Below are 25953 nucleotides of genomic sequence, written 5' to 3' on the forward strand. Positions count from 1 at the left end.
TTTAGAACTCCAGCTGTTTCTCACGGATTTTCTTGTCGTACGCCTGCTCAAAAATTTCCCAGAACAGTTTTTCGAAACCTTGTTGGCGATGTGAGGCGAGCTCTCGGTAGTAGTTGCAGTACATGTTCCAAGCCCAAGCATCGTTATTTTGGCCAATATCTTGGTGGGGACGTTTATAGTTTTGGAATCGGCGCAACAGCACTTGTGGTGAAAACGCGTTCAGAACTTGCGTTAACGCTTCTCCCGTCGCATGCTGCATCGCTTCGTTGTGGGCTTGAACATTCTTTAAGCTCTCTTCAATCGCTGCAGGAGCCGAAAGGTGCACGGCACTTTTCTCAGAGTCGTACAGAGTCTTAATGGTTTCTTCATATGACAAACCAAGACGTAGTGGGTTATCTTCAATCGGTTGAAGGTTTCTATTTAAGGTACCAAAACGTCCTTCACTCACATGTTGGTGAAGATCCAAAATGCCCTGTATACACGCTTGTAATGATTCCCCCATCTCTTGGGACAGCATATGCATACGTTCAATGTCATCGGTATGGTTGACGTTCACACCTAGCCCATTAAGCATTGGCCCTGTTAATAGGTGCCCTCCCGTATTGGCAAGGTTTTTAACGGCTGCCGGCTCCGACTGAATACTTTTTGCTACTTCTTCCTCTAGCAAATCTAGTGTTTGCTCATCCATTTGAAAGTCCTCTGAAACGTTGTTAGCTGCTATTTGTTGAGACTCAAGCTGCACCGCTCGGTCTGATTTTAATGTGGGTTGTTCTGCTTTCGCACTTTGACGCTTAGACTGCTTTTTGCCGCCAAACCCAAAGCTAAGAATTCTTTTCAGTGACATCGAAGATGAAATTTCGTTGTCGCTGTCAGCTTGCACGGTGAAGTTAGGATCCCTTAACGTGAGGTCGTTTTCAGGAACCAGTCCTTGTGTGTTAATTTCCGCATTAACGTCCGCCAATTCTCCATCAATCAAAGACTCTTCCTTGTTGGGCGAAATCAGCTTATCCAAAGCGGCGATTGGGTCTGAGTTTTCAATTTGCTCCTTTTGCTCATCGCAGTCGCCATCGGGCACTTCATCAGAAAGCAGATCATCGTTCGTCGTTTCGAACATACTTGCTAAAGAACCCGTGGTGTTGTCTGCTTCTAGATCACCTAAGGCAACTCGCACTTGGTAGGGGCCGATTTGAATGTGATCTTTGTGAACCAGTTTCGCCAGCAAATCTTTGCCAATCGGCATTTCTGTACCATTGATATAAGTCTCGCCACATAGATCTTTGAGGCAGAACGCGCCATCGTGCACTACGATTTCACAATGCTGCGGATAAATATGACCACTAGTGTCTTTAAGCACCCATTTGGAATCCAATGACGAACCTATTACGCCTCCGTTTGCATCCCAATCCATTCGCACAGATAAGCCCGACTCCAACTTCTGAGCATTGATAATCAAAAGGTTTAAATTGAGTTTTTCAGTCGTTTCCATCATTACTGCCTTACCTGAATGAGTACGCTTTTGTCTTTTTCGTTGGTTCCAAGAAAGGAAGTCCAACCAAGCGCTATGTCCGCAGATCCACCTAACACAAAATCAGGAGCTTCGTTATCGTCCATCGTCAGCTCTAGGTCATAAGCCATCTGCTCACGCAAAATGAGCTCGACCAATTTACACAGAGGTCCGAACTCTTGACCTGAAGGTAAAAAGTCGGAGAATTTTTTCCTCGATAACCGGCTAATACAAATAGTAAATTTGCCGTTACAATCGACCACTGATTCCCCAACCATTGATGACACCCCAAGTTGAGAGTTGGCGCTCCCCACGCGAGTTTGCTGCGAGGGGTCAATTCTTACTGTACGTCGCGTCCACTGCCTAATCTCGACCTCTTCGAGATCAAAGCAGTGTGCAATGATTCCCGACACCACTTGAGGCGAGCGACTACGTCCGGCGAGTGTTCCCGAATAAGCCAACATCTTGCACCAGTTAATTGGTGTATCCCCTCGGAGGTCAGGCGATCCTAGACCGACCAATGACAGCAATTGCGCTGAGAAGTCATCTTGCGCATCTGGCTGAAAGCGCACAAAGTAGCGATATTTTCTCCAGATTCGATAAACCAAATTGATCAGGCGGTTATTAAAAAAATCCACAAACGGCAGCTTGGCTCCACCAGGCTCTTCATTTAATAACTGCTCAACCACGTACCCGGGAAGCGGTGACTGCGCGCCTGACAGCCCAAAGAAATTGGTCATCATGACCATTCTCTCGTCGTTGAATAGTTCCAATCGATTCACATCCGACGGAGAGAAGCCTAGGCTTGGGTTGGCACTAAACACTAATTTGCACTGGCGCTCCCAGATATCCTCTTCTGGATTCATCTCATTCAGTTTTTGTAGCAACTCAACAAGCTGATAGAAATTGTATTCGTGGACATCATTTGGCATTGCTACCATTTCAGGCAGCTCTACTCGTTCCACTAAATCAGTGGCTGCATCCCTGCCTGAGTACCCCATGTGTACCTCTCTTGATTAGTGATATTGACCACATGTAATTCATGGAATGAGTTAATGCTCGCGTACAAGGCAAAGAAATGGCTCAACACTGTCCCAAATAGGAACAAGTCACCTTCTGAACCAAATCCTGATTGTTCCATATGCAGCGTCGATTGAAGACCACGAACCGGTAACCCTCTTAGAATCTTATCTACTGGTTTAGACTCTATCTTGTGAATCGCATCTAACCTCTGTCTCGATACCATCTCTGCCTGCCTATCAACCAAAGCTTTGAAATCGTAGGCTCTAAGTACACTGCTAAGGGCATCTTTTGACAGCAACGATAAATAATTCAGTGACAAGTTAGAGATGAGTGTCCATAGCAAGCTGCCATCTAAAACGGGGCGTAGTGATTGCGAAGGCACAGAAATATTGGTGAAGGTAGCAAACGGTGGTGAGGTATCCGTCATCATACAGATATCCCCCACACCCAACTCGAGTGGTAGCAGTCTGTTGGTACAGTTGAGCTTAATTGAGACCGCTTCATCAACATCAAACGATGTCGTTTCATCGCTTCGGACAAATGAGATAAAGGATTCAAAACCATCAGCGCGAATACTCTCTTTGACACGTAACCGGTAATAGAGAGCCGTTCGATTTCTTACCCTTTCAACTTCATGCTGAAAACTTTCAAACGATGAATAAATACGCTCAGTTCCGCGAACTCTTTTTCCTTGAGATGTGGTGTCTTGCCATCCCGAAACACTTTCTATGTTAAATATTTCATAGTGGGATGGCTTACGGCTTGACGGCACCACTCTATACTCCGACTGACGACCAGTCAGCGAGATAGGGTCTGCATCGTGTTGAAACAGATTAATGATTGGTGTGCAATACAGCTGAAAATTCTCTTTTGTGATCCTTACGTCGACAGGAAGCGTTTTGGAGAAATGCAGCTTAAGCGTGAACTGTCCTGTCACATTTTTAGGGATCGCCTTATCGAGACCAGATAGATCAAAGAAATGGAACGCCTCAGAAAAGGACAAGTATTCTTGTAGGATTCGATAGCCTTCATACACATTGGTCGGATACGGCAGCAACGCATCCTCACTATCAAAACCTACGGGTTTGAAATGCTCTTTTGCGAGAGGAAACTCAGTGCCGGCAACATCGATGCTGATTTTATCAAGGTAGTGATTTAACCAAAGGTAAAGCATTTGTGAACTGTACTGATCTCCACCTAAGTAAAAGCGGAGACTATCCAGCAGCGAATGACCAACGTTAACATCGCCAATGAGTTTTAATTCAATATCAATCGTAGAGGCTTCTCTGGTGTGCTGGGCTTTGACATCATGACAGCCCAATGGATAAAGCTTCACTTCGCGACAAGTTTGAAATTGGCATTTCGTGCCAAGTACCGGCTTACTGTCGACTTTGGTCCCCTTAGCGATAACGTGTTGCTCGCTGATACCCGTCTTTGGAGTAAAGGCTAATATACACATGCTAGGGATCGGCCTTAGATAATTAGGCCACAACATGTTAATCATTGAGTGAGTCAGTTCAGGGAACTCATCTTCCACTTTTTGTCTCAGTCTCGCGGTCAGAAAAGCGAAGCCTTCTAGTAGACGTTCAACGTCCGGATCCATGGTTCTGCCATGGAGAAAACGAGAAAGCTGAGGGTGAATTTCCGTAAACTCTCGCCCTTGCTCCTTTAAAAAAGCCAGTTCCTCTCTGAAGTACTTATCTTGAGTCATAATCCCTAAATCACTCGATATTTTCTGTTTTGGTCGAGCAGCAAACTGAACTGAACGCGATCATGTATTGCTTCACTGTTGATTTCCGCTGTAATTATGAATTTCAACGACAGGGGACTGTAGCTATCGGTTTCAGGCACAACTTCGACCTTATGTAGCCTAGGCTCAAAGTTATTCAGACAATCCTGAATAGCGAGGGTGATTTTAAGAGACAAATCAAGCGTATCTAGCGTCGCATCATTGAAGTCGATAAGGCCTAACTCTCGTGAGCTTTGAGCACCACCAACACGTGTGTTTAAAATTCTCGAAACATTCAGCTTGATTGACTGGAGCACATCGCTGGCATCAGGTCCTTGAGTTAAAGAGACGTTATTAGAGTTGGCTTCTAAACGTTCGAAGAAGCCAACACCAAACGTACTTTCTTCCGGTGCAAAGTACGCCATATTTATTACGCCTGATCTAAACGACCAACCAAGGACAGTTCAAAGTTCGCACCCATGTATTTAAAGTGAGGACGGACAGACAGAGAAACCTGGTACCAACCTGGATTACCCTCTACGTCAGCAACTTCAATCTTCGCGGCGCGAAGTGGGCGACGACTGCGTACGTCTGCCGGCGGGTTCTCCTGATCAGCAACGTACTGCTTAAGCCACGTATTTAGCTCACGCTCTAAATCTTGACGTTCTTTCCATGAACCAATTTGCTCACGCTGTAAAACCTTAATGTAGTGGGCTAAACGGTTGACGATCATCATGTAAGGTAACTGAGTACCCAGTTTATAGTTGGTTTCCGCTTCTTTTCCTTCCTTAGTATTGGGAAAGACTTTTGGCTTCTGAATAGAGTTTGCAGAGAAGAACGCAGCGTTGTCGCTACCTTTACGCATCGTCAGTGCAATGAAGCCTTCTTCAGCTAACTCAAATTCTTTGCGGTCAGTAATTAATACTTCCGTTGGAATCTTCGCTTGCAACGCACCCATAGACTCAAATAGGTGTACTGGCAAATCTTCAACGGCACCACCACTTTTCGGGCCAATAATGTTTGGACACCAACGGTATTTAGCGAAGCTGTCTGTAAGACGTGTTGCAAAGGCGAAAGCCGTATTACCCCACAAGTAGTGCTCATGGGATTCTGTAACACTTTCTGTGTAGTTAAATGATTTGATTGGATTTTCTGCTGGCTCATAAGGAACACGCAGAAGAAAACGAGGGGCAGTTAGACCGAGGTAACGTGCATCTTCAGACTCACGTATTGAGCGCCATTTGGTGTATTTCGGGCTCTCAAAGATCGATTTAACGTCTTTAATGTTTGGAAGCTCTTCAAACGAGTCGATACCAAAGAACTCAGGACCGACACTTGAAATAAATGGAGCATGAGCCATAGCACCAAGTGCACCCATATATTGAAGCAGCTTCATATCCGGTGTAGAAGGCGTAAAAGTAAAGTTACCCAAAATTGCGCCCGTTGGTTCTCCACCAAATTGACCATAACCTGAAGAATAGACATGCTTGTATAGACCTGATTGTGTCGTTTCTGGTGCAAACTCAAAATCTTCAAGTAACTCTTCTTTGGTCACATGCAGCAGGTCAATCTTGTTGTTTTCACCAAAATCAGTGCGATCAACGAGCAGTTTCAGACCACGCCAAGCAGACTCCATTTGTTGAAACTGGCTATCGTGCAAGATTTCATCCATCTGTGCGCTAATTTTTTTATCTAACTCAACCAGCATTTGATCAACAAGAGACTTATTGACCGCTTCTTCCGCTTGTTCAGAACCAATTAAGTTTTCGATGAACGCCGCTACGCCTTTTTTGGCAATATCGTAGCCATCTTCAGTTGGCGCGATCTTAGTCTGCGCCATGATTTCATCCAGTAAGCCGCCTTCAGCCAGCTGGGGTCTTTCAAGTACCGTTTCTGTAGACATCAGGTTTTTCCTAATCCATTAAATGACGAATGTTATTGGTCAGTATTTTGTTTTATTTAGCGTCTTCACTGACAAGGTTTAGCTCTTCGAGAAGCTTGTCACGCGAGTCTTGTGAATGCAGCAACTCTTGTAAGCGATCTCGGAAAGCTGGAATGTTGCCTAGTGGACCTTTTAACGCAACCAATGCTTCACGAAGTTCGATAAGCTTCTTAAGTTCAGGAACCTGACCAGCAATGGAGTCCGGTGCAAAATCAGCCAATGATTTAAAATTCAATTCAATAGGCAGTTCTGCATTTTCATCTTCAGTAAGCTTGCTTTTCACTGAAGTCGTTAGACGCAACTCACTTTCACGCATTACAGATTCAAAATTGTTCTTATCCACTGAAACGGTACTGCGCTCTTCAACAGGGGTATCTTCGGTGTGGCCCTTAAAGTCCCCAACAACCAATGTTTTGAGTGGAAGTTCAACTTCAGCTTGAGCGTCTCCTGTAGCCGGAATATATTTAATATTAATCCGCTCTTTAGGAGCTACGCTTCCTTCCTTAGACATAATCAAAGTTCTCCGATATTAAATTTAAAGGGAATGGTATTTATATTGACAATAAAGTAATCTGCCGATTGTCCGCAACGAACGTCAGGCCGAATAATTTCCTGCCAGATAAAGGCTACAAATTTATAAGCAGCTAATTTAACAGTTCACTAATTGAGTGTTCGCTATCTCTCATATTAAGATCACAATCCATCAAACACCCATCGCACACTAAATTACCGAACACCGTCTGCGATAGATAATTTATTAATAAGTATTCCAAAGATAGTCATAGTGGTAAAAATAGTTGATTTCAGACAGTTCATTTTTAAATGCTTCGGAGTGAGGAATTTGAACGTCTGTGATTCGATCTAAGGTTTGTTGATAATTAGCCTCAACCTGCCGGTATATACTACTGAATCTGTCTTGTCCGGCATTTTCTAAATAGAGTTCATAGTATGCCTTTGCCTTTACCAAATCGGTCGTGACAAAGCTGTATCGGAGACTGTTGCCACTATAGATATTGCCTAGCGTAACTAAAGAGGTAATGTCTCCTTGCGTCAGACCAGCCTCTCTCCACTCAAGAGCTTCCTGAAACTTGTCATTAGACTCCAAGATAGCTACATACCGCTTGATCGCAGGAATATACCCCGCAGTCGCTGCGTTTAAGTATAGGCTGCGCGACTTTTCGAATCGTTCACTTGCGAAGAAGTAATCACCTTCCCCATTTTCCAGCCTTTGCGCACTAGTCATGTAAGCGTTAGGTATTTCGAACGCCATAGCCTTATCTAAGTAATACTCAGATAGGTCGGCGTCTGAAGCGTGAAAATAGTCTGATAAATATAAATATGCGAGACCCGGTGACTTAGCCCCCATCTCAATCAGGCTGTTATAGTACTGAGTCTTATATTTGTCGCGCTTTGCAACGCTTAACCAGTCCCCATAACGATACAGGTACTTAAGAGCGGGTTTGCTCCCTGCTTGCGCAGCTTTTATCAAGTAGTCTCTTGCATAGCCCGTAGCTCTTACACTGTCTTGGAAACCCATCATCTCCATCGCGTACGCATAGGCGCCATCAGGATGATCATTATCTGCTGAATACTTGAGATAAGCTCTCGCTTCTGTGTTGCGAAACTGCGCTCGAAGTAGCTTGCCATACTCATAAGCCTCTGCCGCAGACATTTTCTCGACATCATAATTTTCAATGGCCAACGCACTGAAACTATACGTAACAGTGGCTAGAATAATGGACAGCAGTTTGGTGAACTTTGGCACGACTACCACCCTGTGACTCGACATCATAACCGATCAGTTTCCCTACTCTCGCCGCAGGTTATTATAATATTTTACCGTACCAGAACCTGCTATTTAAGGCATGAGTTACATTCCATCACCCACGGTTTCTAGAGGCCGAAAATAACTCTACTTAATCATAATATTTCAAAAAAAATAACTAAGAATAAACTTACGTGATATTAGGAAATATCTGAGCATCAAATATCAAAATAAATACCAAATTAATCATTCGCTAATTTTATGCAAATGACAGCCCGTAGATCAAGCAATTTCTTGCTCGCCATTTATATCATTAACAATAAAGTGGCTAATAAAATAGCATTATTTTATTTATACAGTATATAGCTCCAAATGAATGGCATGATGAATACAATATAATTATTAACATTACTATTATTAAAATCCTTTTCACCCGATGCATTGGTTCAAATTTAACTTGCATCATGGTGATTTTAATTCAACAAAACCAGCAAATAAATTATGAAAGAATAAATAGTCATGAGCCACGAAAATCCACTCAGGTTGGCGCATTTTCTAGAGCATTTATTCCATTAACATCATCCAATTCACTAAAAAAATTCTCCCTATGCGATAGATTTTGCTTATCAAGTTGACACTATTTTCAAATATATTAGTGATGAAAATCACATTTCTTGCTAACATGCTGCCAAATTACGTTAAGACTAATCAGTTATGGAATGTCGCTTAGGTTGTGGGGCATGTTGTATCGCTCCGAGTATTTCGTCGCCAATACCAGGCATGCCAAATGGTAAGCCCGCGGGGGTTCGCTGCATTCAACTCAATGACGACAATCTATGTCGGTTATTTGGTCAAAAAGAACGTCCTAAGGTTTGTCACGACTTTAAGCCTTGCCCGGTAGTTTGTGGTTCGACGAACGCCGAAGCGATAAGCCATATTACTGAACTAGAAGCATTAACATAGATCGAGTCTCTAGAATATCGATTTGAAATCGTCAATCGCACCTTCTCGTTAGTCCAAATAGTGAGTGTTTATCTCACTTTCCTACAAATTTTCGTTTCAGTTTTTAGAATCATAAAACTATTCCTTTCGTTCGCTGTTTGGCTCACACAATCATGACATTTGTTGCCTATGTTCTATATGTGTTTCCAATCAAACTTTAGGAATAACCTAATGAATAAATACTTTGCAGAATCTTTTGGCACTTTTTGGCTAGTGCTTGGCGGCTGTGGCAGCGCAGTCTTGGCAGCAGGCTTCCCTGATGTTGGCATCGGACTACTTGGCGTATCTCTTGCGTTTGGTTTAACTGTATTAACCATGGCATTCGCTATCGGCCATATTTCTGGCTGTCACTTAAATCCAGCGGTAACTATCGGCTTGTGGGCAGGTGGTCGATTTGAAGGTCGAAACGTTCTTCCATACATCGTGGCTCAAGTGATTGGCGGACTTATCGCAGCAACGGTTCTTTACTTTATTGCGACAGGACAGTCGGGTTTTGACGTCGCGGCGTCAGGTTTTGCGGCAAATGGCTACGGCGACCATTCTCCAGGTCAATACTCATTGACAGCTGCACTGCTCACCGAAGTCGTGATGACGATGATGTTCCTCATTATCATCATGGGTGCGACAGACAAACGTGCTCCTCAAGGTTTTGCTCCGATTGCGATCGGATTGGGTTTGACACTGATTCATTTGATCAGCATCCCTGTTACTAACACGTCAGTAAACCCTGCTCGTAGTACAGCTGTTGCTGTTTTCGTCGGTGACTGGGCTACCGCTCAGCTTTGGTTGTTTTGGTTAGCACCTATCGTCGGTGCCGCTCTTGGCGCTCTCGCCTACCGTTCGTTTGCAGGTTCTCAAGAGTAACAGACGTTATAAAAAAGCCGCGATAGATATCGCGGCTTTGCTTTTATTTGGAACGATTACAGCTTATGTCGGCCAAGTAGCGAATGAGAGAGTGTCGTACCATCAACGAGCTCTAACTCACCACCAACAGGAACACCATGAGCAATACGGCTTGCTAACACGTTGCTTTCTTTACACAATTCCGCGATATAGTGAGCCGTCGCTTCACCTTCAACCGTCGGGTTTGTGGCTAAGATAACTTCCGAAATGTCACCTCGACGTAGTCGATAGCCCAGAACATCAAGGCCGATATCACTCGGACCAATACCGTCTAGAGGCGACAAGTGCCCCATCAATACGAAGTATCGACCTGAGTACTGACCTGTTGCTTCTACCGCAGCTATATCTGCCGGACTTTCTACCACACAAAGTTGACCATTTTCCTGACGTTTAGGATTGGTACAGATGTGGCAAACGTCTTCTTCCGTGAAGGTTCTACACTCATTACAATGCCCAATTTCGGTCATTGCCTGACTCAGTGCATCGGCTAATTGTAAGCCGCCCTTTCTATCTCGCTGTAACAAATGAAAGGCCATACGCTGTGCCGACTTAGGGCCAACCCCAGGCAGACAACGTAAGGCCTCCATCAATTGCTCCAGCATATGACTGGTGCGCATTATCTAACCTTGTTGATTAGAAAGGCATTTTCATACCAGGTGGAAGTTGCATGCCACCGGTAATACTTGCCATTTTCTCTTTTTGAGTTTCTTCAACACGACGTGCAGCGTCGTTAAAAGCGGCGGCGATAAGGTCTTCAAGCATCTCTTTATCGTCTTCCATCAAGCTGTCGTCGATTTCAACGCGACGTACACTGTGGCTACCAGTAATGGTCACTTTCACAAGGCCAGCGCCAGACTCACCTGTTACTTCCATATTTGCGATTTCTTCTTGAAGCTTTTGCATGCGATCTTGCATTTGCTGGGCTTGCTTCATTAGATTGCCCATACCGCCTTTACCAAACATGTTAATCTCTCTGGTTATTTAGCTTGTTTCGTTATTAGATGGGGGCTGGCTCATTACGATTCAACCCCGTAAAATCAAATCGGTCTGACGCTTTCACTGTCGAGTTCAGCTGCAAACCTTTTTTGGATGAACTGGATATTCGGATCACTTTCCAGACTGTCAAAAGCGCGCTGTAAACGCCCTTGATACAACTTGTCTCTTAACTCTAGAGGCGTCTCGCCACTTTCACCAATCTCAACACTCAAGTGACACTCTTGGTTAAGAACCCGGTTTAATTCCCCAAGCAACTCACTTTGTGCTCGATCTGTATTTAGATGCGCTTGCGATGCTCTCAACACTAAGGAAATGGACGCGTCACTCTTCTGGAAATGTGAGTTTAACGCCAACTGCTCAGTCAGCTTGCCCGTCGACAGTTGGCTGATTAACTTAGCCCACTCGCTCTGTTCTAGACTTTCTTGTACCAGCTTCTCCACCATTTCTGGTGTTTTTTCATGCTCTAACGCTTGCTTTAGTAAGGTTGGCGTCAGCTCAGTTTTAACCGTGTTTATCTGTGGCAGCGACGGTTTCCAGCGATACGGTTCATCGTCTGCCTCAGGTGTTGCATTGACATTCGGGTTAGACAATGGCGACACCTGCTCGATTCCTGCGTGTTTTCTTGCTACACGTTCTAGAACAGATTCTGGTTTTGCAGATGTCGCATTAGCCTTTTTTGGCGTATTCCCTTGCCCTGAATTCACCCCATTGCGTTGAGAGCGGAGTTGATGCCTCAATCCAGCGACTCGAGAAGGTGCACTTGTTTGTTGTGGCTGAGAAGGCTGTTCAATCGGTGCGGCAGAACTTGGCTGATTGCCTTGTTGTTCGTAATACTGCTGTACTTCATCATAGTTCGGCGGATCAGGCATGTAATCGGCAGCCGGAGGAGCATCATAGTGTGCCACTGGTGGCATCTCTGGTTGACTAGGGCTCGCCTGAAGGACACGCTCAGCAGTTTGATTAGTCGGCTGCATTGAGGATGTGGCAGAGCGAGATGAGGCATGACTTTGCGTAGGCGTCGTCATCTGCACTTGGGATTCTACAGCAACAGAAATAGAGTTTGCTTGTATTTGCGATGCAGGTCTAAACGCCATCATACGCAACAGAATTATCTCTAAGCCAGTTCTCTCCGACGGTGCTAAAGGAAGGTCTTGTCTCCCTTTAAGCGCAATTTGGTAATAAAGTTGAACATCTTGTGGCGACAGCTGACGGCTCAATAGCGCCACTTTCTCTGCATCAGGCTGAGATAAGTCTAAGGTGGCAGGTAACGCTTGGTACATGGCTAAACGATGCAGTTGCGCAGCTAACTGCTGTAGCAAACCATCCCACTCAACACCATTTTGTGCAAGTGCTGTAACACAATCCATCACGACCTGAGGCTGTTTGGAGCTAATCGCTTCGAGCAGGTGTAAGGCTTGATCTGTATCTAGCGTACCCAGCATGTGAGCGACACTGTCAGTCAAGACTTGTCCATTGCCCAGTGCGATAGCTTGGTCAGTCAAACTCAACGCATCACGCATACTGCCATCAGCAGCATGCGAGATCATTCCCAAGGCTCGTGCCTCTGAAACAACTTTTTCTTGCTGTAGGATATGATCGAGCTGTTGATGAATGTTGTCGACGCTGATCGGCTTCAAATGAAACTGGAGACAGCGCGATAAAATCGTTACTGGCAGCTTCTGTGGATCAGTGGTCGCTAACAAGAACTTCACATACTCAGGCGGCTCTTCCAGTGTTTTCAATAAGGCATTGAAACTGTGGCGAGACAGCATGTGTACTTCATCGATGAGGTAGACTTTAAAACGACCGCGTGCAGGTTTGTACTGCACGTTGTCGAGGAGTTCACGAGTATCTTCAACCTTAGTACGAGACGCCGCATCGATTTCGAGCAGATCAACAAATCGTCCTTCATCGATCTCTCTACAAGTATCACAAACCCCACAAGGTGTGGCTGTAATGCCTGTTTCGCAGTTCAGACCTTTAGCAAACAGACGTCCAATCGTCGTTTTACCGACGCCTCGCGTTCCACTAAATAGATAAGCGTGGTGGAGACGATTCTTTGCTAAAGCATTCTCTAATGCAGTTAAAACGTGGGCCTGACCAACCACTTCATTAAACTTAGTTGGTCGCCACTTTCGCGCTAAGGCAAGATAACTCATGAAACTATACTCACTAATAACCTACCCGATTAATGTCCTTCAAACTCACAAATGCTGTAAACGTTAAGGCCAAGGCCTTCAAGACGTTTGTCACCACCGATTTCAGGAAGGTTAATCACAAATGCAGCGTGCTCAACAACACCGCCGAGTTGACGGATTAGTTTCGTTGTCGCTTCGATAGTGCCGCCAGTTGCCAAAAGGTCATCAACAACCAGTACCTTGTCACCTTCTTTGATTGCATCAGTATGAATTTCTAGGGTATCTGTACCGTATTCAAGCTCGTATGATTGAGCAACGGTCGCACGAGGCAGTTTACCTGGCTTACGCACTGGTACAAAACCGACACCAAGCTCAAGAGCTAAAGGCGCTCCAAATAGAAAACCGCGTGCTTCTGTACCAACGATTTTGGTAAAACCCATATCTTTGTACTTTTCAACCAGTAGTTGAATCGTCGCTTGGTAAGCACTTGCGTCTTCCATAAGACTGGTTACATCACGGAAAAGAATGCCTGGTTTTGGGTAGTCAGCAATGCTCTTGATGCTAGATTTGATCTGCGCAATTGTTTCAGTTGTCATAACTCTTTACTTAGATTGGCTAGGTTGGTTGACCAAGTTACAGGTAACGATAACCAACGATTAGCATGGTTCTCAGCACAATCTAAACTAAGGCTATAACCGAAACAGTCACCAAGTTTATTGTGCCTAAAAACAAACGCCCACTCTAAAAGCGGGCACACTTCCTAGCAATCTTAGTGATTTTCTTCGCTGTCGGCAAGGTGCTCCATCACAGGCAAACGAATAAACCAACTCAGCAAAACTATCAGCATCAAAACTAGCATAATCTTTAACCAGAAATGCGGTACTACCCAGATTGAAAACGCAAAACTCAGCAAGATGCATACCGCTCCACGCTTTTTAACTTTCGCGGTAACAGCGCGATTTTTGTGCCAGTTAGTTAGCATCGGCCCAAACGTTTTATGGTGCCTTAGCCAATAGTGGAAGCGTGGACTGCTGCGCATAAAACACGCACTAGCCAGCAGAATAAAAGGGGTGGTAGGTAATAGAGGAAGGAATATACCGATGATGCCTAAAACTAGGCTGAGCATACCAACAAATTTGAGAAAGAGTTTACGAATATTGATGGCATGCTCCGAAGTCTGGTTTAGAAGCCCGCGTATCCATTTAACACGCGAATCCAGGTAAGAGTCGCTGGAAGCGTCGGGATAAGTAGTACTGCTATAAATCCTAGAAAGTAAAAAATATTATATGGTTCTTTAAAATCTTTGTCTGCCATGAGCTCACTTCTCAAATTGTAGGTGACGACTTATTGCCCAAACCATTAACTGAATGTTAATGAAATGGGCTATTTTTGTTTATGGCGGACTATACCCTAATCAGACGGTGACAAACACTGACTAAGATTAGGGTTTTTGGAAACTGTGATGCTCTGCGCTACGCTTTCGCTCCTTGATAAATATCGAGACTAAAACTGCTTGAACCGAGGCAATTTAACATCAACTGACAGGCAGACTGAATGGGTAAATCTGAAGTGATAAAATTCTTACCACAGTTCTGTCCTAACAAAGCTCCGGCCGCAATATGCTGATTGATATATCCATTTGACCATTGGGCATCTAACCCCGCAGGCAGCAAAGAGAGTGCACCTTCAGATAAGTCAGCGATACCAAATAGCGCCCGAACTGGCGTGCTGCACCCCGTACATTTAATGCCCTTCTCCAATAGAGATGCGATATCCTTCAAGTCAGCATTAAAGCACTTCAAGTTACGTAGATAATCGTGGAAAAGAGCTCTGATCATCAGGGTGGTTGCCGCACCATGCTGACCTTCGCTGTCAGAATCCACTAGATAAAAGGCGAACTGACCGTTCATCAACCACGCATAGTCAAAAACCAGCGGCATCACATCTGTGGACTGAAGCAGTCGGTAGCTGCATTTCCAATTACCTTGGGAAGTATCTTTATCCGGCAACAGAGCATGAAGCAGGTCTTTTGCAGCACTTGGATTGTCTTCCAAATACTCTAAATGCCAGTGTAACTCTTGTTCTTCCTGCATATCCCCACTATCCACTCTGAACCACTGACTGGAAAAGTCACGTTGATCGCTCAGATGGTTATCCGAATCATCGAGTGTATTTTCAATCGCACATGCAAGATGCGCGTGGTTGCTGATCGGTTTAGCGAGGAAATCTTTGATGCCAAACCGGAGCGCTTTGGCCACATCCGATATCTCATCCGTCGCAGAAACGACGATTAAAGGGAGTGATGGATATTCCAAACTCACCTCTTCAACGAACTCTATTCCATCAAGAATCGGCATAGAGAGGTCGCAGAGTATTAAATCTGGTTCACCAGTACGTAATTTTTGTAAGCCATCTAGACCATCTTCTGCTTCAATGACCTTGTATCCTTGGGCAAGCAAAAAACCTGAGGTGATGCGACGAAAAATCGGGTCGTCATCCACCAGCATAATCACTTTTTGTCCACCAGAGACTGGTACTGTCGCATTGGTCCCAACTTCGATTGTCTTATGCATAAACCTTCGCCTCACAAACTGCATGGGGTACAACGTTTCGTTATTTTTATTGTTGTCAGTTGTTTCAAACACTCTTTAAAAAGTAGTCGCGAAAGGCTGTTTATACAAATCTTCCACTTTTGACCTGAGTTGCATACTATATGTATGGGATATCAAATTTCGCTGTAGTTGTTGATATGACTCAAACTTTAGCATTTGATATAGATATAAATTAATCGAATTCGTAAAAATATGTGTCTGGCACAATGAAATTAGATGACCTAAACCTGTTTAGACTAGTAGTCGAAAATGGGAGCTATACAGCAACTTCGCGTAAAACAATGATTCCTGTTGCAACAATTACGCGACGTATTCAGGCATTAGAAGAATCTTTAAACCTTCGTTTGCTTAACCGCCACGCGCGTAAACTCTCGTTGACAGAAGCTGGCGCACGTTTTTATGCAGAGTGTTCACCTCTACTCAACCGTCTAACACTCGCTGCGGAAGAAATCACCGATGAGTGCCGCGGTGCTGCGGGTAGAATTCGCATCACTGCACCGTCAAACTTGACCAAACGAATGATGATGCCGATGTTTAACGCGTTTATGTGCCAGTACCCGGACATTAACATCGAGCTCACCACCAGCAATCACTCAGAGCAACTTGACCCAACCGAGTGGGACGTTATTTTCCGAGTCGGCCCTCAACGTGACTCAAGCCTTATCGCGCGTAAAATTAGCTCAGTGGCGGATATTTTGGTGGCGAGCCCCAAATATCTCAAAGCCCATCCTGCGCCGAAGCATGCGGAGGAACTGCATCAGCACTCGCTACTAAAAGGGTCACCACTGCTCAAATGGCAATTGTCGAACAACAGTGGCGAAACCGTCATCAATAACGATAAAGGACGTTTTCAAGCGAACACGCTGAACGTGGTCAGAAGTGCTTGTTCGGAAGGCTTAGGCATCACTCTGATGCCAGACGTTATGCTGCGTGAATATATTGAAGATGGGAGCTTGGTTCGTGTGCTTCAAGATTGGAGTGCGAACCCTCGTGACATCTATATGTTGTACAACCACAAAGATCACCTCCCTGAGAAAGTACGTCTGTTTATCGATTTTGTTATTGCTTACAACATCCATTAAAAAGAAAAGAGCTTGGCATAAACCAAGCTCTCTCTTTATCGGTTAAAGGTATTCAACAAACTTACTCAAATCTCTGTCAGGCACCTTCATTGGTGTACAGCCTGCGGTTCCTAGATAAAGGAATCCGACTATTTGATCTTCACCCTCAAGAGCAAACGCATTACGCACCTCTTGGTGGAACATCCATTCGCCAGAGCGCCAGAAACCTTGGAAACCTTGCGCGACTGCCGCCATTTGCATCGCCTGTACTGCACAACCCGCAGATAGATGCTGTTCAAAAGCTGGGACTTTGTCATGCTCTGTTACTTTCGCAATAACAGTGATCACCATAGGTGCGCGAAAAGGTGCGTTCTTTACTTTGTCGATCACCGCTTGATCGCTTTGCTCTGCTTGCGCCGCTTTGAGCAGAATTTCGGACAGCTTTCCAAGCCCTTCACCTTGGGCAATAACAAAGCGCCATGGTGTCAACCCTGCATGATCAGGGGCACGTAAACCAGCGCGAATAATGTTTTCTAGTGCTTTACCTTCTGGAGCGGGCTCTGACAACTTGGCAATTGAGCGACGGTTGAGCAGTAAATCTAGAGCATCCATTTGACATCCTTTTTAGCGTTTTTGTTTTTTCTTCTTGATAATAACTCTCACAAATAAAAAAGGCGAACCTCTCGGTTCGCCTAGCGTAAATTTCTTGATAATCAGTAGAATGCTTGGTCAAGACCCGCTCGTGTGAGCAGCCCATCACACGGTGCAAAGCGATCGCCATATTTCTGTGCGTGTTCGTTCATGATTTCAACCAGCTTCTTAATGCCGATTTGATCCATGTAACGGAATGGACCACCTAAGAATGGAGGGAAACCAATGCCGAATATCGCGCCGATGTCGCCATCTCTTGGACTACGGATGATGCCTTCATCAAGACAGCGCACCGCTTCATTGAGCATTGGTAACACGCAGCGTAGAGCCATCTCTCTTTCAGCCAGTTTGGATTCTGGCTTGAGTGCGAGCAATTTATACACCGATTTATCGACTTCTTTCTTCTTACCCTTATAGGTGTAGAAGCCTTTACCACTCTTACGTCCTTTACGGCCATCATTCAGTAGCTTGTCAAACACATCAGGCCCTTGGAAGCGCTCACCCAGCTCTTTGACCAATATAGGCATGATTTTAGCGCCAATATCGACACCAACTTCGTCAAGAAGTGTAATTGGGCCAACTGGGAAGCCGAAATTAAGCAGTGCTGTATCAAGCTGTTCAATAGGCTCACCAGCCATTAGAACTTGTGCAGCTTCGTTCATGTAAGGAGCGAGAATGCGGTTTACATAGAACCCTGCGCAGTCCTTAACAACGATCGGCGTTTTACCTTGCTTACGAGCGAACTCAACTACGCTAGAGATGGTTTCATCCGACGTCCCTTGATGAGGGATAACCTCTACCAAAGGCATCTTCTCTACTGGGCTAAAGTAGTGGAGACCAACAACATTTTCAGGTCGCGCCGCCTTCTGAGCAATTTGATGGATCGGCAATGAAGAAGTATTAGTGGCGAAAATGGTGCTATCTTTCGCGTTCTCTTCAACATCAGCAACCATCTGCTGCTTAAGTTGCAAATCTTCGAATACTGCTTCAATAACAATGTCAGTATGGTTGAATGTGGTGAAATCTGTACCACCAGACAACTGTAGCATCTTGTCCTGAAGCTGAGCTTTCGACAAAATCTTGCGTTTTCTCTGCTTTTCAAACAAGTTGTAGTTGTATTTTAGTGCGTTCAATACACCGTCGTTAGACACATCTTTAATACGTACCGGTACTTTTGCTTTGGCTACGCTTACGTGGCTAATACCAGCCCCCATTAAGCCACCACCCAGTACCGCCGCACGTTGTAGTTTTTTCGGTTCAGCGTCACTACCGTGCTCTTTTTTCATCTCTGTTGTGGCAAAGAATATTGAGCGCAGTGCTTTTGACTCTGGAGTCATAACCAGTTCACCAAAACGCTCAGCTTCTTTCTTCTGACCTTTCTCAAAGCCATTTTCTAGGCCAAAACGAATAACTTCTAGGATGGCGTCAGCAGCTGGGTAGTTGCCACGAGTCTTCGCGCGTGTTTTCTTTGCTACCTGCTCAAAGATCACTTTACGGCCAAGACCCGTATTTGCCATCAACTTCTCTTTGGTTGACGCTTTACGTTTTGTCTTGCTTTTGCCTGTATGTTTCTCAACAAAGCTTTTTGCAACGTCTAACAGAACCGTCTTCGGCACAACGGCATCAGCGACACCTAGCTTCTTCGCCTTTTTCGCTCTTAACTGCTTACCCGTTAAGATCAAATCTAATGAAGGCAGCAAACCAATCAGGCGAGGTAAACGCTGAGTACCACCAGAACCTGGTAGCAAGCCAAGTTGTACTTCGGGTAGACCAAGGCGCGTTTTATCAGAATCGGTACAGACGCGATAATCACACGCCAACGCAAGTTCCAACCCCCCTCCCAAACACGGGCCATGAATCGCCGCCACTACCGGATAAGGTAGATCAGCGAGCTGCTGAAACATTTGCTGACCTTTTTCAGCCAACGCTTGCGCCTCTGCCGCACTGGTGCACGCGTCCAACATGCGGACATCGGCACCCGCGATAAAGTTGTCTGGCTTGAGGGAGTGAACAATCAGACCTTTCAGTGACGACTGTTTTTCAGCCAACTGCGTGAATATTGACTCCATTTCTTCAGCAAACGCCGCTTGAAGTGTATTCATTTTTTCGCCCGGTACGTCGATAGCTAACCAAGCAATGCTTTGTTCATCAATTGATAAGTTAAATGCGGTTTGTTCACTCATTATTCTACCTCCAATACCATTGCCGCGCCCAAACCACCTGCAGCACAAGCGGTGTTAAGAGCAAGACCTCCACCACGACGTTGCAGTTCTCTCAAAGTTTGAGTAATCATACGTGCGCCTGTTGCAGCAAATGGGTGACCATAAGCAATTGAACCGCCAAGTACGTTGAACTTATCCATATCAATCTCACCGATTGCTTTAGATCGACCTAGCTTTTGTTGAGCAAATTTATCGCTGGCAAACATCTTCACATTGGATAGCGCTTGAGCTGCAAATGCTTCATGCATATCAATTAGGGTGAGATCAGAAAGCTGAATTCCTGCTCTATCGAGTGCCATTGGCGTCGCATAAGATGGCCCCATCAGCATGTCGCTTTCAACTCCAATTGCAGAGAAAGCATATGAGCGAATATAACCCATGATGTCTAAGCCAAGCTCCTTCGCTTTGCCTTCACGCATCAACATGATGGCGGCAGCACCGTCCGTTAGAGGGGTACTGTTCGCCGCTGTAACACTACCGTATTGGCGGTCAAAAGCGGGACGCAGCTTCGCGTAGCCTTCAATCGTAGAATCTTCACGGATATTGTTATCTTTCGCGATCCACTTTTTATAAGGTTCAGGGAAAGCGGTCATCACTTCACCGGCAATTTTTCCTTCATTCCAAGCTTGCGCAGCTAAGGTATGAGAGCGATGGGCAAGCTCATCCTGTGCCTGACGTGTAATACCATGAGATTTTGCCATTTGTTCGGCAGTCTGGCCCATAGACAAACCCGTCGAATATTCAGCAACGGCAGGCGGTACTGGCATCAAGTCTTTAAGAGAAAGAGTTTTTAGGATATTGAGCTTCTGGCTAAGCGTTTTGGTTTTGCTCAGAGCGAGTAGATTTGTAGCTAGCTTCTTAGACACACCAATTGGCAAGACAGATGAAGAGTCGGCACCACCAGCAATACCTACATCGATTGTGCCAGCCATAATGCTTTCGGCAACATTCACCGCAGACTGAAAGCTTGTCGCACATGCTCGAGTGACACTGTAAGCATCGGTATGGATGTGCATACCGGTACCCAATACAATTTCACGAGCGATATTTGGCGCTTCTGGCATTTGCACCACTTGGCCAAACACCACTTGCTCAATCAGCTTAGGATCGATTTCAGTGCGGGCCAGCATTTCGCTCACCACCATTTTGCCTAGGTCCACCGCTGGAACTAGGCTAAATTCTGTACTTTGACGTGCAAAAGGCGTTCGCAATCCTGCGACAATCGCCACGCGTTCTCCTGAGCGAGTTTTCACTTCCTGCTTGCCCATTGTTGCTCCTTAATAGATAGAGGTCTGACCAGATTCATTGTAACGAGATTGTTAATTCAATCAAACGCTCGTTTGAATAAACGTGACTCAAGCCAGATTCCACATTCACCGTGTTTAGATGAGACAATTAATACAGCATAGGTAGGTCGATAAGTCAGAGCCAAGTGAAATCAAAGCTAACAGCCATCTCTGACTAAGGTTTTAGGCAAAAAAAACCACACAAAACTGTGTGGTTGGAATATATAAAAAAGCAATTAACTTACGCCAATTGAAATAATCAGTTTCCTGATTAGGAGAAAGTAAAGTCAGCCTTCATAAGGAAGTGTCATCTTGCTCAACTTGTCGATGTAAACACCGACTAGATGACAGGTGTTACTATAACCGTTAGAGTTAGCTAGATTTTGAAGTAGATCAATTTTAGTTCGATTTCTATGTCGTTGGACTTATATATCTCCCAATATAGTTGTGAGGTCACGTCTAATCCGGCGATGAATAACACCAAACATGCGCAATTACGGTAAAAACGCAGTGGCCAGTAACCGCTCATTGGACATGATTGTGGCATGGATAAAACAAAAATAAGAAATCACATGGCAACAATGGAGGCACATGTGTCAATTATTCAATTTTTTGGAAAGAAAAAGTCCAAAGATCCGGTCAACTCGGATATGGACAAGCAAAGAAAATATGAAGCTCTTGTAAGAGCCTATCACCGTGACTTATATCGATACGCATATTGGCTGTGTAAAGATCCCACTATTTCTGAAGATTTGGTTCAGGAGACTTGCTTAAGAGCCTGGAAGTCACTCGATAGCTTACAAGATGAAAAAGCCGCTAAGTCTTGGCTCATTACGATTTTGAGACGAGAGAATGCGCGCCGCTTCGAACGTAAACAATTTGATCTGGTTGATATCGAAGATCATGGTAATGATGCCAAGACCTCTGATGATCCCCATCATCAAACTCAATGGGTTCAAGCACAGATAATGAAGCTTGAAGAAGAGTACCGCGAGCCACTGTTTCTTCAAGTTGTTGGTGGATTTAGTGGCGAAGAAATCGGTGACATTCTTGGCCTTAATAAGAATACCGTTATGACACGCCTCTTTAGGGCACGCAATCAACTGAAAGAGTTATTAGATTCAGACAATACACAAAGAGGGCAGCAAAATGGATGAACTCGAATTCCGTCGACGCATTATGTCCGACCCTAAACAGCGAGATGAGTCAATTAATGCGGCTATCTCAGCAAGCGATCAAAACCGCCAATTTGCTGATGAGATTCTTGATCTTGATAAACGCATTGCAAAAGCAATGGCGGTTGAAGTTCCTGAAGATTTGGCTGATAGAATCTTGTTCAACCAAAGCTCTGCACTGGAAGACAAGATTGTTAGACCGAATTTCGCTCGCAAAGCGATGGCAATGGCCGCTTCAGTCGCCTTTGTTGCGGGCCTGCTCGTGGGACAACTAAACTGGGGTAATCTTATCATCACACCAGCGCAAGCTAGTCTGGCTAATACAGCGATTAAACACGTGATCGACGAAAAGCCGTTTGTCGCTAAGTTGGATGAACGCGTCGAGTCCTCACAGATCAACGCCAAGATGATGCCTTTTGACCATCAACTGTCTGACACCTTCCCTTATCACGTTTATTACCTTAACCACTGTGGGTTCGGTAAATCAAACGCGGTACACATGGTATTTCAAGGTGAAAAAGGCAAAGTCACGATGTTCTTAACAGGCATCGCATCAGATAAAGCAATCAACTTTGAAAAAGATGGTATGGCTGGGATTGTCGAGCCTATGGGAAAAAACAGTTTAATCCTTGTCGGTGAAGAGGGTGAAAACGTGGCTAAGATCGCTGAAAGTCTGTCAAATATCATCAAACCCCAAAATTAACAAACTGGTAACAATTTGTGACCTACATCATGGCTTGAGCAACGCGCTCAGGCCATTTTTTTAGCATAAAAGTAGAGCACAAACTCTAAAAAGGTGCATTTGTCAGTACTTTCCTGCCAGATAGCCATCATTTACACAATTTTATTGCCAAAGTGCCTAATGGTCGGATTTCTATATCATATACTTGGGTCTAGTATCAGCCACTACTGAGCTTTTGCTCAAATAATATCGTCCACTAGAGACGAACCAAAAAGGAAAGGCAAAAATGAACAAGACGCGTCTGTTTAAAAAATCACTTTTAGCAGTGACTATCACAACCGCAACTCTAGCTTCGCAACACGCTCTCGCTGCAGGCTTCCAACTTAACGCTCAATCAGCAACAGGTATCGGCCGTGCATTCGCCGGTGATGCAGTAATTGCTGATAATGCTGCTGTTATGGCTCGTAACCCAGCTGCAATGGCTCTATTTGATAAAATGGAACTATCACTAGGTTTCGAAAGCATTACTTCAATGATTGAAGTAAATGATGCGACTTACGCAAGTGACGTTTACAATCCGGCTACTGGTCAATCAACACCTGTATCTTCTAGCTCAGCTAACTATGATGATGCTGGTGATACATCTATTGCACCTAATATCCACCTGATTGTTCCGGTGAACGAAAAGTTCGCATGGGGTGTAAACGCATACTCAAACTTCGGGACTAAAACTGAGTTTGACAGCAACTATGTTGCATCTGAGTACGGTGGTTTAACAGATGTTAAGAGCTTTAACCTTGGTTTAGCTGCTTCTTACCGTGTAAACGAACAACTAAGCTTTGGTGCTGGTTTAGATCTAATTTATGGTCAAGGCACATTTAAACGAGCAGTTCCTGGCACTAACAGTGCGGCATACCTGCTAAACGTTGATAAAGCCGATGGCTGGGCTGTAGGCTTCAACCTAGGTTCTGTATATGAACTTGACGAGAACAATCGCTTCGGTTTAGCGTACCGTTACAGTCCAGAGTTTTCAGCAAAAGATGACGCTGGTCAAAAAGTAACGCTACCTCTACCAGACATGGTCGAGTTCTCAGGTTTCCACAAAATTGAAGACACCAAATTTGCGGTTCACTACAGCGTTCAGTGGATTGGTTGGAGCTCAATGGACAAGATCGATTTTGAAGACTTGAATGCTTCAAAATCTCAACTTGCTGCCGTTAGCTCTACTTACCAAAAAGACTACAAATGGCAAGATGGCTGGCGCTACGCGATTGGTGGTACTTACTACCTAAACAACGACTGGACTCTACGTACAGGTTATATGTATGACACAAGCGCTCAAGATAGCCTAACGTCTATCTCTGTACCAGATTCAGATCGTCAATGGTTCTCGGCAGGTTTCACTTACCAAATTGACTCGTCGTCTAATGTAGACTTTGGTTTCACTTACTTAATGGGTAAAGATACTCAAGTAAACGAATCTCTAGTTTTACCTAGCACGTCTAGCCCAACTGGCTATGGATTTACTTCTGTATCAGGCACTACACACGCGGATGCGATCCTAATGGGTCTACAATACAGCCGCAGCTTCTAATTTAAGCTAACGCACTAATATCAAGGGTCAGTAATTACTGGCCCTTTTTATTGCGTTAAGTTCCACTCTGGTAACACTTTATCAATTAACCACGCCGATTTAAGCTTACACCTGTATCCGAAAAACGTTTGTCTACAACACATGTGTTCGCTGAGTTTTGGAAACACACTCTTAACATCCAGCATTTTAATCTGCCTACGCATTATAGTTAGCATTTAACTCTAAAATCCATCTGTACATTGTTTTTAATTTTTAAAGTAATAACTCTAACCCTATGATCGCTCGACTGATATCAAATCAACTCAGCGAACATTACAATGAAAATGAATAAGACTCTCCTATCTATCGCAGTGGCGGGTAGCCTATTATCAACATCAGCGGCAGTAAACGCAGCAGGCTTCCAGTTAGCAGAATACTCAGCGACAGGCCTTGGTCGCGCTTACGCTGGTGAAGCAGCAATGGCTGACAACGCAAGTGCACAGTGGCGTAACCCAGCCATGCTGACGTATCTAGAAGGTACTCAGGTTTCTACTGGTGCGATCTATGTAAATCCAAACATTGATGTTAACGGCAGTGTTGATGGTTCTAAGTCTGCTAGCCCTTTGCTACCAACTTCAAATGCTTCGTCATCTGACTTTGCACACGATGCAGTCATTCCTAATCTATACATTTCACACCGTTACTCTGATGAAATTGCAGTAGGCTTTGCACTAGGCACCAACTATGGCATGGAAACTAACCTAGGTGATGGTTTTGCTGGCTCTCACTTTGGTAACGAAGCGAGTGTTATGACTATGGAAGCCAACCTAAATGTTGCATACAAACTCAATGAGCAATGGAGCTTTGGTGGTGGTCTTCGCTATGTCATGGGTGAAGGTAGTTTTGGCGCGAAAGCACCTGAATACAACGTACTTTCTGTACCTCAAGGGACGACTCTCAAGTACATGGAAGGTGACGACACTGCATTCGGCTGGCAAGCAGGCACCGCATGGCAAATTAATGATAATCACCGTATAGGCTTCGCATATAAATCAGCCGTTAAACTAAACCTTGAAGGTTACGCGACAGGTTTAGGCTTTACTCCTGCTTTAGCTACCGCGCGAGACAACGGTTCTATGAACCTAGAACTGCCTGCAACAGCTGAACTGGCAAGTTACCATCAACTAAATGATAAACTTGCCATCCACGCAAGTATCAATTGGACTGATTGGAGCAGCTTCGAGAAGCTTGAAGCTGAGCTTAATACTTACGGTACCAAGATGGTGAAGGAAGAAAACTGGGAAGACAACTACCGTTTCGCACTAGGCGCAACCTACATGATGAGCTCTAAGTTAGCACTGCGCGCGGGTGCAGCATACGATACATCAGCGGTAAGTGATCAAAACCGTACAATCACAATCCCAGAGACAGATCGTACGTGGTTAAGCCTTGGTGCTAGTTACGAAGTAACAAAGCAGTTCACTCTAGATGGTGGTCTAACTTACATTCTTGCTAAAGACGCTCCTATTAAAGAGTCACGTGGTTATGAGTCAGACAACGCTGCGCAGATGGTCGCGGGAGAGTTTGTTGGTGAAGTGAGCGGCAGCATCTGGCTAATCGGTGTACAAGCGAACTACACGTTCTAACCATTAGAAATATTTAGTAAAAAGGGCTTGGTCGATGACCAAG

The 25953-nt window shown here is 44.7% G+C and carries 23 protein-coding genes; 7 read left to right on the top strand and 16 right to left on the bottom strand.

Annotated features, from left to right (window positions below; translation table 11 throughout):
• Window position 1: 1 nt before the first annotated feature.
• The 7 genes from tagH to QTN95_RS03585 all read right to left on the bottom strand — a co-directional run bounded on the left by tagH (window position 2) and on the right by QTN95_RS03585 (window position 7963).
• Complete coding sequence (gene tagH, locus QTN95_RS03555; RefSeq protein ID WP_331416452.1) at window positions 2–1486, bottom strand: type VI secretion system-associated FHA domain protein TagH; 1485 nt, start codon at window positions 1484–1486, stop codon at window positions 2–4.
• Between the two features lie 2 nt (window positions 1487–1488).
• A complete protein-coding gene (tssG, locus tag QTN95_RS03560; RefSeq protein WP_331416362.1) occupies window positions 1489–2505 on the bottom strand; it encodes a type VI secretion system baseplate subunit TssG in 1017 nt (338 codons plus the stop codon).
• Entirely contained in the window at window positions 2469–4238 is a 1770-nt protein-coding gene (tssF, locus tag QTN95_RS03565; RefSeq protein ID WP_331416363.1) for a type VI secretion system baseplate subunit TssF, read from the bottom strand. The genes tssG and tssF overlap by 37 nt, the downstream gene beginning before the upstream one ends.
• A 5-nt stretch (window positions 4239–4243) precedes the next feature.
• Window positions 4244–4681, bottom strand: a complete 438-nt coding sequence (gene tssE / locus QTN95_RS03570) for a type VI secretion system baseplate subunit TssE (protein ID WP_331416364.1) — start codon at window positions 4679–4681, stop codon at window positions 4244–4246.
• A gap of 5 nt (window positions 4682–4686) precedes the next feature.
• Entirely contained in the window at window positions 4687–6162 is a 1476-nt protein-coding gene (tssC, locus tag QTN95_RS03575; protein ID WP_331416453.1) for a type VI secretion system contractile sheath large subunit, read from the bottom strand.
• Window positions 6163–6211: 49 nt separating this feature from the next.
• Entirely contained in the window at window positions 6212–6709 is a 498-nt protein-coding gene (tssB, locus tag QTN95_RS03580) for a type VI secretion system contractile sheath small subunit (RefSeq protein WP_138971014.1), read from the bottom strand.
• A 246-nt stretch (window positions 6710–6955) separates the two neighbouring features.
• Window positions 6956–7963: a sel1 repeat family protein gene (locus tag QTN95_RS03585; protein ID WP_331416365.1), complete on the bottom strand. Its 1008-nt coding sequence runs from the start codon at window positions 7961–7963 to the stop codon at window positions 6956–6958.
• A gap of 714 nt (window positions 7964–8677) precedes the next feature.
• Between QTN95_RS03585 and QTN95_RS03590 the strand changes: the two genes are divergently transcribed.
• On the top strand, window positions 8678–8926 hold the full coding sequence (locus QTN95_RS03590; protein WP_331416366.1) for a YkgJ family cysteine cluster protein: 249 nt from the start codon (window positions 8678–8680) through the stop codon (window positions 8924–8926).
• A 210-nt stretch (window positions 8927–9136) separates the two neighbouring features.
• On the top strand, window positions 9137–9829 hold the full coding sequence (gene aqpZ / locus QTN95_RS03595) for an aquaporin Z (protein ID WP_331416367.1): 693 nt from the start codon (window positions 9137–9139) through the stop codon (window positions 9827–9829).
• 56 nt (window positions 9830–9885) lie between these two features.
• Here aqpZ and recR read toward each other — a convergent pair whose 3' ends face one another.
• The 6 genes from recR to QTN95_RS03625 all read right to left on the bottom strand — a co-directional run bounded on the left by recR (window position 9886) and on the right by QTN95_RS03625 (window position 15575).
• Window positions 9886–10485 carry a recombination mediator RecR gene (gene recR, locus QTN95_RS03600; RefSeq protein WP_331416368.1) on the bottom strand — a complete coding sequence of 200 codons (600 nt, stop codon included), beginning with the start codon at window positions 10483–10485 and terminating at the stop codon, window positions 9886–9888.
• Window positions 10486–10501: 16 nt separating this feature from the next.
• Window positions 10502–10831 carry a YbaB/EbfC family nucleoid-associated protein gene (locus QTN95_RS03605; RefSeq protein WP_138971007.1) on the bottom strand — a complete coding sequence of 110 codons (330 nt, stop codon included), beginning with the start codon at window positions 10829–10831 and terminating at the stop codon, window positions 10502–10504.
• 74 nt (window positions 10832–10905) lie between these two features.
• Window positions 10906–13023, bottom strand: coding sequence for a DNA polymerase III subunit gamma/tau (gene dnaX, locus QTN95_RS03610; protein WP_331416369.1), 2118 nt, complete (start codon window positions 13021–13023; stop codon window positions 10906–10908).
• Window positions 13024–13052: 29 nt separating this feature from the next.
• On the bottom strand, window positions 13053–13598 hold the full coding sequence (apt, locus tag QTN95_RS03615) for an adenine phosphoribosyltransferase (RefSeq protein WP_138971004.1): 546 nt from the start codon (window positions 13596–13598) through the stop codon (window positions 13053–13055).
• 173 nt (window positions 13599–13771) lie between these two features.
• On the bottom strand, window positions 13772–14128 hold the full coding sequence (locus QTN95_RS03620) for a YbaN family protein (protein WP_138971003.1): 357 nt from the start codon (window positions 14126–14128) through the stop codon (window positions 13772–13774).
• A gap of 346 nt (window positions 14129–14474) precedes the next feature.
• The gene (locus tag QTN95_RS03625) at window positions 14475–15575 is read right to left on the bottom strand and encodes a response regulator (protein ID WP_331416370.1); all 1101 of its coding nucleotides are present in this window, start codon (window positions 15573–15575) and stop codon (window positions 14475–14477) included.
• Between the two features lie 245 nt (window positions 15576–15820).
• Between QTN95_RS03625 and QTN95_RS03630 the strand changes: the two genes are divergently transcribed.
• Window positions 15821–16696, top strand: a complete 876-nt coding sequence (locus QTN95_RS03630) for a LysR family transcriptional regulator (protein ID WP_331416371.1) — start codon at window positions 15821–15823, stop codon at window positions 16694–16696.
• 42 nt (window positions 16697–16738) lie between these two features.
• On the opposite strand, the gene QTN95_RS03635 is transcribed toward QTN95_RS03630, so the two are convergent.
• The 3 genes from QTN95_RS03635 to fadI all read right to left on the bottom strand — a co-directional run bounded on the left by QTN95_RS03635 (window position 16739) and on the right by fadI (window position 20816).
• Complete coding sequence (locus QTN95_RS03635; RefSeq protein ID WP_138970999.1) at window positions 16739–17287, bottom strand: NAD(P)H nitroreductase; 549 nt, start codon at window positions 17285–17287, stop codon at window positions 16739–16741.
• Between the two features lie 101 nt (window positions 17288–17388).
• On the bottom strand, window positions 17389–19509 hold the full coding sequence (gene fadJ / locus QTN95_RS03640; protein WP_331416372.1) for a fatty acid oxidation complex subunit alpha FadJ: 2121 nt from the start codon (window positions 19507–19509) through the stop codon (window positions 17389–17391).
• The gene (gene fadI / locus QTN95_RS03645) at window positions 19509–20816 is read right to left on the bottom strand and encodes an acetyl-CoA C-acyltransferase FadI (RefSeq protein WP_331416373.1); all 1308 of its coding nucleotides are present in this window, start codon (window positions 20814–20816) and stop codon (window positions 19509–19511) included. The genes fadJ and fadI overlap by 1 nt, the downstream gene beginning before the upstream one ends.
• Window positions 20817–21415: 599 nt before the next feature.
• Here fadI and QTN95_RS03650 point away from each other — a divergent pair.
• From QTN95_RS03650 to QTN95_RS03665, 4 genes are all read left to right on the top strand, one after another.
• Window positions 21416–21991, top strand: a complete 576-nt coding sequence (locus QTN95_RS03650) for a sigma-70 family RNA polymerase sigma factor (RefSeq protein WP_269377902.1) — start codon at window positions 21416–21418, stop codon at window positions 21989–21991.
• Complete coding sequence (locus QTN95_RS03655) at window positions 21984–22712, top strand: DUF3379 domain-containing protein (RefSeq protein WP_331416374.1); 729 nt, start codon at window positions 21984–21986, stop codon at window positions 22710–22712. The genes QTN95_RS03650 and QTN95_RS03655 overlap by 8 nt, the downstream gene beginning before the upstream one ends.
• Window positions 22713–22977: 265 nt before the next feature.
• Window positions 22978–24285, top strand: coding sequence for an outer membrane protein transport protein (locus QTN95_RS03660; protein ID WP_331416375.1), 1308 nt, complete (start codon window positions 22978–22980; stop codon window positions 24283–24285).
• Window positions 24286–24602: 317 nt separating this feature from the next.
• On the top strand, window positions 24603–25910 hold the full coding sequence (locus tag QTN95_RS03665) for an outer membrane protein transport protein (RefSeq protein ID WP_331416376.1): 1308 nt from the start codon (window positions 24603–24605) through the stop codon (window positions 25908–25910).
• The last annotated feature ends 43 nt before the right edge of the window (window positions 25911–25953 follow it).

This window comes from Vibrio sp. M260112, from assembly GCF_036533775.1.
GTDB lineage: Bacteria > Pseudomonadota > Gammaproteobacteria > Enterobacterales > Vibrionaceae > Vibrio.

Bases quoted from the DNA above. Each gene is read 5' to 3' on its own strand.
- tagH (WP_331416452.1), bottom strand. From the start codon at position 1,486: ATGGAAACGACTGAAAAACTCAATTTAAACCTTTTGATTATCAATGCT.
- tssG (WP_331416362.1), bottom strand. From the start codon at position 2,505: ATGGGGTACTCAGGCAGGGATGCAGCCACTGATTTAGTGGAACGAGTA.
- tssF (WP_331416363.1), bottom strand. From the start codon at position 4,238: ATGACTCAAGATAAGTACTTCAGAGAGGAACTGGCTTTTTTAAAGGAG.
- tssE (WP_331416364.1), bottom strand. From the start codon at position 4,681: ATGGCGTACTTTGCACCGGAAGAAAGTACGTTTGGTGTTGGCTTCTTC.
- tssB (WP_138971014.1), bottom strand. From the start codon at position 6,709: ATGTCTAAGGAAGGAAGCGTAGCTCCTAAAGAGCGGATTAATATTAAA.
- QTN95_RS03590 (WP_331416366.1), top strand. From the start codon at position 8,678: ATGGAATGTCGCTTAGGTTGTGGGGCATGTTGTATCGCTCCGAGTATT.
- aqpZ (WP_331416367.1), top strand. From the start codon at position 9,137: ATGAATAAATACTTTGCAGAATCTTTTGGCACTTTTTGGCTAGTGCTT.
- recR (WP_331416368.1), bottom strand. From the start codon at position 10,485: ATGCGCACCAGTCATATGCTGGAGCAATTGATGGAGGCCTTACGTTGT.
- QTN95_RS03605 (WP_138971007.1), bottom strand. From the start codon at position 10,831: ATGTTTGGTAAAGGCGGTATGGGCAATCTAATGAAGCAAGCCCAGCAA.
- dnaX (WP_331416369.1), bottom strand. From the start codon at position 13,023: ATGAGTTATCTTGCCTTAGCGCGAAAGTGGCGACCAACTAAGTTTAAT.
- apt (WP_138971004.1), bottom strand. From the start codon at position 13,598: ATGACAACTGAAACAATTGCGCAGATCAAATCTAGCATCAAGAGCATT.
- QTN95_RS03620 (WP_138971003.1), bottom strand. From the start codon at position 14,128: ATGCTCAGCCTAGTTTTAGGCATCATCGGTATATTCCTTCCTCTATTA.
- QTN95_RS03625 (WP_331416370.1), bottom strand. From the start codon at position 15,575: ATGCATAAGACAATCGAAGTTGGGACCAATGCGACAGTACCAGTCTCT.
- QTN95_RS03630 (WP_331416371.1), top strand. From the start codon at position 15,821: ATGAAATTAGATGACCTAAACCTGTTTAGACTAGTAGTCGAAAATGGG.
- QTN95_RS03635 (WP_138970999.1), bottom strand. From the start codon at position 17,287: ATGGATGCTCTAGATTTACTGCTCAACCGTCGCTCAATTGCCAAGTTG.
- fadJ (WP_331416372.1), bottom strand. From the start codon at position 19,509: ATGAGTGAACAAACCGCATTTAACTTATCAATTGATGAACAAAGCATT.
- fadI (WP_331416373.1), bottom strand. From the start codon at position 20,816: ATGGGCAAGCAGGAAGTGAAAACTCGCTCAGGAGAACGCGTGGCGATT.
- QTN95_RS03650 (WP_269377902.1), top strand. From the start codon at position 21,416: ATGGAGGCACATGTGTCAATTATTCAATTTTTTGGAAAGAAAAAGTCC.
- QTN95_RS03655 (WP_331416374.1), top strand. From the start codon at position 21,984: ATGGATGAACTCGAATTCCGTCGACGCATTATGTCCGACCCTAAACAG.
- QTN95_RS03660 (WP_331416375.1), top strand. From the start codon at position 22,978: ATGAACAAGACGCGTCTGTTTAAAAAATCACTTTTAGCAGTGACTATC.
- QTN95_RS03665 (WP_331416376.1), top strand. From the start codon at position 24,603: ATGAAAATGAATAAGACTCTCCTATCTATCGCAGTGGCGGGTAGCCTA.